9 protein-coding genes and 1 tRNA gene are annotated in these 10,115 nt (G+C 41.2%); 2 read left to right on the forward strand and 8 right to left on the reverse strand.

Going from position 1 to position 10,115, the window contains the following annotated elements; genetic code table 11:
* Positions 1-8: 8 nt before the first annotated feature.
* Together BV372_RS23485 and ilvD are read right to left on the reverse strand one after the other, a co-directional pair.
* A complete protein-coding gene (locus tag BV372_RS23485; protein WP_086688908.1) occupies positions 9-1,325 on the reverse strand; it encodes a cytochrome P450 in 1,317 nt (438 codons plus the stop codon).
* 381 nt (positions 1,326-1,706) lie between these two features.
* Positions 1,707-3,395 carry a dihydroxy-acid dehydratase gene (ilvD, locus tag BV372_RS23490; RefSeq protein WP_086688920.1) on the reverse strand — a complete coding sequence of 563 codons (1,689 nt, stop codon included), beginning with the start codon at positions 3,393-3,395 and terminating at the stop codon, positions 1,707-1,709.
* Between the two features lie 121 nt (positions 3,396-3,516).
* On the opposite strand from ilvD, the gene BV372_RS23495 reads away from it, so the two are divergent.
* Positions 3,517-4,398 (forward strand): LysR family transcriptional regulator, encoded by an 882-nt coding sequence (locus BV372_RS23495; RefSeq protein ID WP_086688921.1) that lies wholly within the window; start codon positions 3,517-3,519, stop codon positions 4,396-4,398.
* A gap of 171 nt (positions 4,399-4,569) precedes the next feature.
* On the forward strand, positions 4,570-5,202 hold the full coding sequence (locus BV372_RS23500) for a Uma2 family endonuclease (protein WP_086688909.1): 633 nt from the start codon (positions 4,570-4,572) through the stop codon (positions 5,200-5,202).
* An 84-nt stretch (positions 5,203-5,286) separates the two neighbouring features.
* Here BV372_RS23500 and BV372_RS23505 read toward each other — a convergent pair whose 3' ends face one another.
* The 6 genes from BV372_RS23505 to BV372_RS37200 all read right to left on the reverse strand — a co-directional run.
* Complete coding sequence (locus BV372_RS23505; RefSeq protein WP_086688910.1) at positions 5,287-5,529, reverse strand: hypothetical protein; 243 nt, start codon at positions 5,527-5,529, stop codon at positions 5,287-5,289.
* Between the two features lie 190 nt (positions 5,530-5,719).
* Positions 5,720-5,804, reverse strand: a tRNA-Ser gene (locus tag BV372_RS23510).
* 143 nt (positions 5,805-5,947) lie between these two features.
* Positions 5,948-8,308 carry a ComEC/Rec2 family competence protein gene (locus BV372_RS23515; protein ID WP_086688911.1) on the reverse strand — a complete coding sequence of 787 codons (2,361 nt, stop codon included), beginning with the start codon at positions 8,306-8,308 and terminating at the stop codon, positions 5,948-5,950.
* Between the two features lie 124 nt (positions 8,309-8,432).
* The gene (locus BV372_RS23520) at positions 8,433-8,912 is read right to left on the reverse strand and encodes a DUF4079 domain-containing protein (protein WP_086688912.1); all 480 of its coding nucleotides are present in this window, start codon (positions 8,910-8,912) and stop codon (positions 8,433-8,435) included.
* 114 nt (positions 8,913-9,026) lie between these two features.
* The gene (gene glyQ, locus BV372_RS23525) at positions 9,027-9,905 is read right to left on the reverse strand and encodes a glycine--tRNA ligase subunit alpha (RefSeq protein ID WP_086688913.1); all 879 of its coding nucleotides are present in this window, start codon (positions 9,903-9,905) and stop codon (positions 9,027-9,029) included.
* Positions 9,906-9,935: 30 nt separating this feature from the next.
* A partial coding sequence (locus tag BV372_RS37200) for a hypothetical protein (RefSeq protein WP_218776759.1) occupies positions 9,936-10,115 on the reverse strand: 180 nt, incomplete at its 5' end.

Genomic DNA, 10,115 nt, shown 5'->3' on the forward strand with positions numbered 1-10,115 from the left:
AGAACATTTCACCGAGGCTGAAATCGAACCCGTAACCCATCTTTGGGGCGATTCGTAGGAATTCGTACTGTAGCTAAACTTTGATTGGGCAATATTTCCCAATCATAGCTGCGTAAAAGATGGGCAGCAACAATCTTCATTTCCATTTTGGCGAAGGCTATGCCAATACAGATGCGTGGTCCACCGCCGAAACCAATTAAACTAAAGGGATAATTCTTATTTTCTTGGCGTTCTTGGCTAAACCTGTCTGGATCAAAACGTTCTGGCTTAGAATAAATTTCTTCTAGGCGATGAGTTACAGGAATTGAATACAACAGTTGCCAACCAGCCGGAACATGAAAGCCTTGAAATTCAAACTCTTTAATCACACCACGAAAACCACCTCCAACTGCTGGGTGTAGTCGTTCAACTTCCAACAAAACCTGCTCTAGATAAGGCATTTGACCTAATTGTTCTAAACTCAAAGCACCTTGATTAGCAAGTTGCATTTGCTCTTCCCTAACGCGTTTCATAATCTCGGGATTACGTGCTAACTCTAAGCACAACCAAGTCAACATTGAAGTTGTAGTTTCATGTCCTGCAAAAAGTAACAGCACCGCTTGAGCGATGAGTTCCCTTTCACTCATGCTATTACCTTCTTCATCTCTAGCTTGAATTAACAAACTCAGAGCATCTTTAGTCGGGTTTTGCTGCCGTTCTCTGATAACCTTAGTTACATGCTCTAGAATTTGATTGCGAGCTGCTACAGCTTTGCCAAATTTAGTAAATGGTAGTGGTAATCTGTTAATCGAAAACAAACCATTTGACAGCGCTTTAAATAACTTACTCAAGCGCACATTTTCATCACCAGGATTAGTTCCCAATAACAACTGACTAGCAATATCAAATGTCAGTTGTTTAAATTCCTCAAACCAAATAAACTCCTGTTGTTTTTGCCATTTTTGGAGATAGCTAAGTGTAATCGCTTCCATTGTGGTGACATAATTTGCTAATGCTGGCCCATGTAAAGCTGGCATCATTAAGCGGCGATTTTTGCGGTGTTCCTGTCCATCTTGGAGAAAAAGAGATTCGCCTAGCAATATTTTGAAATTCTCCGGCCATCCCTCACGCCAAGAAAAATAGTCCATGTGCTTGGCAAGAACGAACTCAACCGCTTCTGGTCCTACCATTGCTACAGTTGGTCTACCTAAAAGATTAGTTCTAAAAATAGACCCATACTGCTGATAGCGCTGGTTAACAAAGTTGTAGGGGTCAACAATAAATGCAAGTGTCTCACCTAATATAGGTAAACCAGAGTTTCCGGGTGGTAGTTGAGAACTTTTCATTGTGTCAATTATTTTCTGCTAATCATTAACATTAGCAAAAACCAACACAATAAAAGTAAGGGCGCGTTTACCGCACCCTTACCAATGTATTCACTGTGACCCGACTATGCAATTACAGTAATATCAGTGCTAGTGAGCGTTGCCTTATTTGTTAACTGGGCTATTTGAACTTGTGCCACGCCCCCAATTCCATCTGTATCAAAGAAAAGGTTACCTGTATTTTTATTGTAAATAAAGCGATCGCTCGCTGTGGTAGAACTTGTACCAGACCTGAACAAACTGGGGTTATTTAGAAAATAAAAATTAAAAAGGAAGCAGTCTGGCTCCGCTTAAGCAATAGAATCGGAAACATTCTGCCTCCAGTCAAGAGGTAATTAGTAATTAATTAAACAAATCCAAATCAGTTACTGCACCGAGACTGCTAGAAGCTACCAATTTGGCATATTTAGCTAATACACCTTTGGTATAACGAGGTGTAGGCGGTTGCCAATTGACACGACGACGAGTTAATTCTTCATCGGATATGTTCAACTGTAATAGACGAGCATGGGCATCGATTGTGATGCTATCACCTTCTTCCACAAGGGCGATCGCACCCCCAACAGCAGCCTCCGGTGCAACGTGACCTACTACCATGCCGTAAGTACCACCGGAGAAACGTCCGTCGGTAATTAATCCGACAGCATCGCCTAAACCAGCACCAATAAGCGCTGAGGTGGGAGCCAGCATTTCCCGCATACCAGGACCACCTTTTGGCCCTTCATAGCGGATGACAAGCACATCACCAGCTTGAATCTTACCTGCAAGAATTGCATCTAAACAGGATTCTTCTGATTCAAATACTCGTGCAGGTCCAGTAATTGTTGGCTTTTTCACGCCAGTAATTTTAGCGACAGCACCTTCTGTTGCTAGATTGCCTTTAAGAATCGCTAAGTGGCCTTGGGCATACATTGGATTATTCCAAGGACGAATCACATCTTGGTTAGCAGGTGGTTCTTCTGGTACATCTGCTAATATCTCTGCAATTGTTTGACCGCTGATTGTCATGCAATCTGGGTGTAACAAACCATGCACAAGTAGCATTTTCATCACTTGGGGAATGCCACCAGCTTTATGCAAGTCCGTAGCCACATACCTACCACTTGGTTTTAAATCACACAAAACAGGAACCTTGGCACGAATAATTTCAAAATCATCCAAAGTTAGTTCTACACCAGCAGCACGAGCGATCGCCAGAAAATGCAACACTGCATTTGTTGAACCACCCACTGCCATAATTACAGAAATGGCATTTTCGATAGATTGGCGGGTGATAATCTGGCGGGGCAAAAGTTGTTTACGAATCGCCTCTACTAAGACGAATGCCGATTTTTCTGTACTGTCAGCTTTTTCTGCATCTTCAGCTGCCATTGTGGAAGAATAAGGTAAACTCATCCCCATTGCTTCAAAAGCAGAAGACATGGTGTTAGCTGTGTACATACCACCGCAAGAACCAGCACCAGGACAAGCATGGCGTTCGACTTCTATTAGTTCATTCTCGTCAATTTTGCCAGCGCTGTATTGACCTACAGCTTCAAAAGAACTGACAACAGTTAAATCACGGCCGTTGTAGTGTCCAGGTTTAATTGTGCCACCGTAAACAAAAATAGCAGGGATATTCATGCGCGCGATCGCCAGCATTGCCCCTGGCATATTCTTATCACAACCACCAATCGCCAGCACACCATCCATACTTTGTCCTGTACAGGCGGTTTCTATGGAGTCTGCAATCACTTCTCGCGACACTAGGGAATATTTCATCCCTTCAGTTCCCATCGAAATCCCATCACTAATAGTAATTGTGCCGAACAGCTGTGGCATTGCTCCAGCACTTTTAACAGCAACCTCAGCCCTTTGCGCTAGTTGGTTTATCCCCATATTACAGGGAGTGATTGTGCTGTAACCATTGGCAATACCAACAATGGCTTTATTGAAATCCTCATCCTGAAAACCAACTGCACGCAGCATAGCGCGGTTAGGCGATCGCTGCACCCCTTGTGTGACAACTTTACTTCTGAGATTCTCTGACATTGTTTTTTCACCCATTGCTCTAGCATCGAGCAAATCTCTGTAGGAGTATCATAGGTATACTTTATTTGATATGTCCAATATATATTTATTTAAAATTGAGATTTATAAAGTATTAAAAATTATGGAACTACGACATCTGCGCTACTTTATTGCTGTAGCTGAGGAACTACATTTCAGTAAAGCCGCAGAAAGACTGCATATAGCTCAACCGCCTCTTAGCCAACAAATTCAGCAACTAGAAGCAGAACTAGGAGTACAGCTTTTTCATCGCAAAACTAAGCGACAAGTACAGCTAACAGAGGCTGGTAAAGTCTTTTTAAAAGAGGCTTATCAACTACTGTTACAACTAGAAACAGCAATAGCACTGACTCAAAGGACTGGAAGAGGTGAAACAGGTCAATTGAGAATAGGATTTACTAGTTTGGTAATTTACGACCTATTACCCTTGATTTTGCGACAATTTCGCGAGCAATTTCTAGAAGTAGAACTAGTCCTACTGGAGTTAACTACAAGTCAACAAGAGCAAGCACTGAGAGATTCCCTGATTCATGTGGGTTTTGCTCATCCGCCTTTGGAAGATGACACAATATCTTACCAGTGTATTCACAGAGAAACCTTAGTTGTGGCTTTGTCTTCAACTCATTCATTGGCTCAAAAAGAACACATCTCGGTGCGATCGCTCCTAAATGAACCTTTGATCATGTTTCCTCGGTATTTAGCACCAGGACTTTACGATCGCATCATGAGTCTTTTTCAGCAGGAAAATTTCAAACCTAACATTACTCAAGAGGCGATTCAAATGCAAACAATTATTGGACTAGTATCGGCTGGAATGGGTGTGGCGATAACACCATCTTCTCTACAGAATCTTCAAAGGTCTGGTGTAGTTTATCGTCCTCTACTAACAGAAGTACCTGTAATAGAAACTGCTGTAATTTGGCAGCCAAGGAGTTTAACGCCTATTGTCGAGAATTTTTTACAATTAACTCAAAAGTTTATCTAATCCTTAATAAAATGCTTATAATTAGCACAATTAAATTATTGAAATTATTGCAATAAGTAAATAAAGCGCTTGGGCAAGTAGTTGATATTGATTTGAGTGAATACTATATTAATGATATAGGCAAAATTTTAGAAATTTTATCTAGTATTCTGACAGAAGAAGTATTGTAATATGCTTGTAAAGTCAACGCCTGCCGAACAAAGAACAGTGCTATACAACATTAGCTGGGAAACTTTTGAAGCCTTATTGAGAGATACAGGTGAGGACAGAGGTTCTAGATTTGCTTATGACTGCGGCACTTTAGAAATTATGACCCCACTGTTTGAACATGAAAATCCCAAAATTCAATTTGACCGCTTAATTTTAGTTATAGTAGAAGAATTAGGAATAGAAATTAAAAGTGCCGGTTCTACAACATTGAAAAGTCGATTAGCAAATCGAGGTATAGAACCAGACAATTGCTACTATATACAAAATGAATCGAGAGTGAGAGGAAGGGAGACATTAAATTTAGAAACCGACCCACCACCTGACTTAGCAATTGAAATTGATATTACCAGTAGTTCAATCAACAAATTCAGGATTTATTCAGCCTTAGGTATACCTGAACTTTGGAGATATGACGGGCAGAATTTAAAATTTTATCAGTTGTTAGATGGACAATATATCGAGTGTGAATTTAGTATTGCTTTCCCCCTAGTATCTGTGAACGATATCAGCAGATTCATTCAGCAAAGCAAAACTATGGGCGAAATTGCTTTGTTAAAATCCTTTCGCACTTGGATTAAGAAAAGTATTGCATAAACTGAATATTCATAACATTTCTTATTTTCATAGTTGTAAATTATTTTTATTTATAGACTTTAGGAAAGTTTTATTAATAATTAATTATTCAGTATCGCAACTTTGGGATATTGATTTAAGCGCAGATGGCTCTGTAGCAAATTCCCTGATAACATCCCATTTTTCAAGTAACTTCTCAAGTATTATATAACGGCACTTCTTATCGAGCTTAAGATTTTTAAAAGTAGGTCTTTTTAGTTCTTTCTTGACTTTATTAGTACGTGATTCTGGAACAACTATATAAAGTGGAAAATTCAAGTTTGGACAAAGCGTTACTAAATCTGCCATTCTTAGCAAACCTGAGTAAATAATAACCAGGTTATTATTTAAAAAAATAAGTTTATTTGCCCACAAATACAGTACAAAGCTCTCACAGGTTCATCAATTTATGCTGATAAGCTTAGTTATAGGCAATTCACTATTGAAGTAAAAGAACAACTCTTGGCTGCTCGCTCTAAAAAATTGTCAATCTTTAAAACGGAGAGGGGGGGATTCGAACCCCCGTTGGGTTTCCCCAAAACGCATTTCGAGTGCGTCACCATCAACCACTCGGACACCTCTCCAGCTATTGATTCACAGATTCAAGTATCTGTTCTCTATCTAAAACCTGTGAATTGCAGAAATGCCATCGCATCTCCTATGCAATCATAACATCACATATAGATAAAACGATCGCCTCAAAGCAACCTGCAAAGAGCAATAGCATTTATAGAACAGAAGACTTGCTTTCTGTTGCTTGGATAAACGCTTCAAAATCACTACCAGGTAGCCATTGGATAGCGCCATCTCGTCCTGTAAAGAAAAGTTTGGTTTGGCTTTGGCTAAGTTCAGACAACACTTTTGGCTCAAGGTCGGCAGAAGATGCGATCGCAACTTGTGGTTGTAGGGCTAAAACTAAATCTTTCAAAGATTGCGGTACACACCATAGCACTTGTGGGCGAGCTAAACCCCCAGACTTGACTAGCTGTGCTATCTCTTTAGACTTAAGATTACCGATTAGTAACCAATTTTGTCCTTGAATTTGTAGTTGTAAAACTGGTAACTGGTCATTAATTAATTGGGCTACGACTGGGCCAGCAGTCATTGCTTGACCAAGTGCCAAAGGTTGGTACACACCTTGACGTTTTTGGATTTCTTGTTGAATTACCTGAGTTTCAATGACGTTTTCTGGCTTGGGGGGATAGCTATAAAAATTTTTAATCGGTAAACGTTGCAATACTTCCAACCAACCACTACTTTCATGATCTTGAAAATCAGTTGCGATCGCCCAATCGATTTGATTGACACCTTGCTGTTGTAAAAACGGTAGGATTGTAAAGCGTCCTGTACTTTCGTCGCCACTATTAATCAGGGTGACTGTTCCTCGATCTTGAATTACCACAACCGGTTCTGCACCTGCTGCAAGTACAGTGATTCTAAACAAGGTGTTGGCAGAATGCCAAACCGGGATAAGTACTAAACCTATAGCAATACAACTAGCGAACCACCAGCGTTGTCGCCACCAACGCACCAATACCACCAATAAAATTATTGTATAAATAGCGAGCATCTGCCAAGGAGATATACTGCCAACAGCAATTGAGTTTCCTGGTAAGTTGCTAAAAAATTTCACTAATTTGATGAGCCAATCGCTGGGGTAATGCAACACTCCAGCCAAAACACTTCCTGCTTCTGGCCAAATCAATGCTGCTAAGGCACTGACAATTCCACCTATACTCAGAATAGAAATGAATGGGGTGCTAATAATATTGAGTAGCAGACTGTAAGACGGCACAACCCCAAAAACGAAAAGTTGCAAAGGTAAAGTCCAAATCGTAGCAGCTAAAGGAACAGCAATCAAAGAAGCGATCGCAGGTGGTAACCAACCCAAGCGTTGAATTATGGGTGGTACTGTCACAATTAATCCCAGTGTCGCCAAAAAGCTCAGTTGAAAACCTAAGTCCCAAATCCATAAAGGATTAAATAGCAATAATAAGGTAGCCGCCAGTAGCAGTGAACCCAATTGTTTTACCTTTCTTTTTAAAGCTAGTCCCACTAATGCAGCAAAACCCATAATTACGGCTCTCAGCACCGCAGGCTGAAAACCAGTTAAACTCAGGAAAATAATTAAACCCAAAAAACCCAGAGTAAATTGAGTTGCCTTTTTTGCTCGCCTCGTTAACTGTAAGATCACACCCAGAATCAACGAAGTCTGAAACCCCGAAGCAGCCAAAGCATGAGCTAATCCTGCTTGGATAAAAAGATCGCGAATATCATAAGGTAAATCAACAGCTTTGCTGCCTAAAACCATTGCACTCACAAGTGGGCCTTCTGGGATACCCAACCACCGAACTTGCGATCGCACAATTCGCTCTCTAACTTGCCACCATCCCCATTTACGTTGTTCCTCATCTAAAATATTTATCTGTCTACCCGTTAAACCAGCAAATGTTGCCTCTTGTTTCAGAAACTTCTGAAAATCAAAAGCACCAGGGTTTGATGCTGCTTTTGGTTTGTACAAAACTCCCGTCACAGCAATTTCTTGACCTGGATATAAACCAGTAACCTGAAGTATGGGTACTGTCACATACAACTTACCCGTTACTCCTTTACTGACACCTGCTGGCCCATCATTTTTTTTGACTTCATCTAGCTGAGTTGCTTCTAACCAAAATTGCCCTCTCTGACTGCGAGTCAAGCGCGGCGTACTCGCTACTTCACCACGGACAATTACAAGCTGTTCTTGATTACTACTATTTCCTGGTGGGACAAATTTACTAATGTCTTTTGCTCCAGGTTCTGGCACTCGCCATTGAAAATATAGGGTAGCCAGCAAGCCTACCAAACCAGCAGCTAGCCAGACTCGGGGATGGGGAGTATTTTGCCAAAAGCTAGATGTGGGCTTAGCCTTCGTTCCAGCATGTTCTGCTTTTTGAGCAAGTTGCCGTGACTTGAGAGAAGCTAATCGCAACAGCACTGCTGCCAATATCCCTAAAACCAAAATCCACACACCACCCCAAGGCACTGCTGTAAACAGCAACCCTAGAATATAGCCAATACAGATAATTACACCACCAGCCTGAATCATAAGACTTCTGATAAAAGTATTTGCTGACTATAAAATAAAACCCGCACATGCGGGCTTTGTTTGTAGAGCCAGTGACTTCCAGTCTCAGGGGCACAGGCTTGTAAAACTTTTTGGAATAACTGTATCAAAAAGATGTGCCCAACTTAAACCCCAGTAAAGCGTGGAGAAACAAAATAGAAAGTGCTGTACTGCCTAAATAAGCATGAATAGTACGTAATATCGCTTTATTCCCTAAAAATCCACTTAGAGAGATTGCAGCGTTGATCAGTAGCAGTAATAACACAATAGAACCTGTAAAAAAATGGGGACTTTCTAGAATTGGTTGATGCTGCATTACCAAAGACAACACCCCACCTGTATAACCCGCCGCCAGAAAGAAAAAAAGCCAGGGTGCTAGTTTACGATGCTCACTACGACTTTTAATTGCTCCATCTTGATCTTCAACAAGTCTTCCCCGCCAACCAGCTAGCCCCACAAAACTACCCATCACAAATACAACAATCGCCATCATTAATGGATGTCCCCAATGGATAATGGGTTCCGGGAGTCTTAGAGAACGAAACCAAGCAGCGATTGGTTCTAGTAACTCGCTCCAATTCAACATTTCTCACACACCATAACTATTTGGTCTAAGAGATAATACCAAACCTCCCTTTTTGAGGGAGGTTATCAAGGATCTAGCCAAGTGGTAATTATCCTCAGTGTCAGTCTCTAGTGTTTAACTTACGGCATTTTTGAGCAATGGAAAACCCAACTTCTCTCTTTGCTCAACATATAAAGTAGCAACCTTCCGTGCCAAATGCCGAATCCTGGCAATGTAGCGAGTCCGCTCAGTGACTGAAATTACGCCCCTTGCATCCAGCAAATTAAAAGTATGCGAACACTTAATTACATAGTCTAAGCCTGGTAACACTAATCCTCGCTCTGTCAATTGAGTAGCTTCCTGCTCATATAAATTAAACAGTGTTAGCAGCATCTCCGGATTCGACGCTTCAAAGTTGTAAGTACACTGTTCAATTTCTGATTGGAGGAACACATCACCATAAGTAATATTGTCCGTCCAGTGGATCTTAGTGATTGCTTCCACCTGCTGGAGATACATTGCCAATCGCTCAAGTCCATAGGTAATCTCAATCGATACAGGACGGCAGTCAATTCCTCCACACTGTTGGAAGTAGGTAAATTGAGTAATTTCCATTCCGTCTAACCACACTTCCCAACCAGTACCCCAAGCTCCTACTGTTGCATCTTCCCAGTTGTCTTCTACAAACCGAATATCATGGTCTTCCGGACGGATACCTAACGCCCTCAAGGAATCGAGATAAATTTCTTGGATATTATCTGGCGAAGGTTTAATCAGAACTTGGTACTGATAATAGTATTGGAAGCGATTGGGGTTTTCACCATAGCGACCATCTGTAGGACGACGACATGGTTCAACATACGCAACAGCCCAAGGTTCAGGTCCCAATGCTCTTAAAAAAGTATGCGGATTCTTAGTGCCTGCTCCTTTCTCAATGTCGTAGGGTTGGGCAATCAAGCAACCGCGAGCACTCCAGAATTCATGCAATGAAGCTATTATCGACTGAAAATTCACGCTCTACCTTTCCTTCTTCACCACAGTGCATCAACCATTGTTACCTAAACCTAGCACTGTGAGGAGTTTTGGGACGCCAAAATAAGTCCGAAAAAAATTTTTCCGAAAAGAGTTGACAAACCTAAGTAGGCTCGATATATTAGATAAGTGCCTGAGAGCGAAGCGAGAAAAAGCGACGCGGTCAGGAGACCGAACCTTGAAAATATTATA

Origin of the sequence: Nostoc sp. T09, assembly GCF_002154695.1 — a bacterium.
GTDB lineage: Bacteria > Cyanobacteriota > Cyanobacteriia > Cyanobacteriales > Nostocaceae > Aulosira.

Excerpts from the sequence above, each read along its gene's own strand:
- BV372_RS23485 (WP_086688908.1), bottom strand. The coding sequence starts at position 1,325 with ATGAAAAGTTCTCAACTACCACCCGGAAACTCTGGTTTACCTATATTA.
- ilvD (WP_086688920.1), bottom strand. The coding sequence starts at position 3,395 with ATGTCAGAGAATCTCAGAAGTAAAGTTGTCACACAAGGGGTGCAGCGA.
- BV372_RS23495 (WP_086688921.1), top strand. The coding sequence starts at position 3,517 with ATGGAACTACGACATCTGCGCTACTTTATTGCTGTAGCTGAGGAACTA.
- BV372_RS23500 (WP_086688909.1), top strand. The coding sequence starts at position 4,570 with ATGCTTGTAAAGTCAACGCCTGCCGAACAAAGAACAGTGCTATACAAC.
- BV372_RS23505 (WP_086688910.1), bottom strand. The coding sequence starts at position 5,529 with ATGGCAGATTTAGTAACGCTTTGTCCAAACTTGAATTTTCCACTTTAT.
- BV372_RS23515 (WP_086688911.1), bottom strand. The coding sequence starts at position 8,308 with ATGATTCAGGCTGGTGGTGTAATTATCTGTATTGGCTATATTCTAGGG.
- BV372_RS23520 (WP_086688912.1), bottom strand. The coding sequence starts at position 8,912 with ATGTTGAATTGGAGCGAGTTACTAGAACCAATCGCTGCTTGGTTTCGT.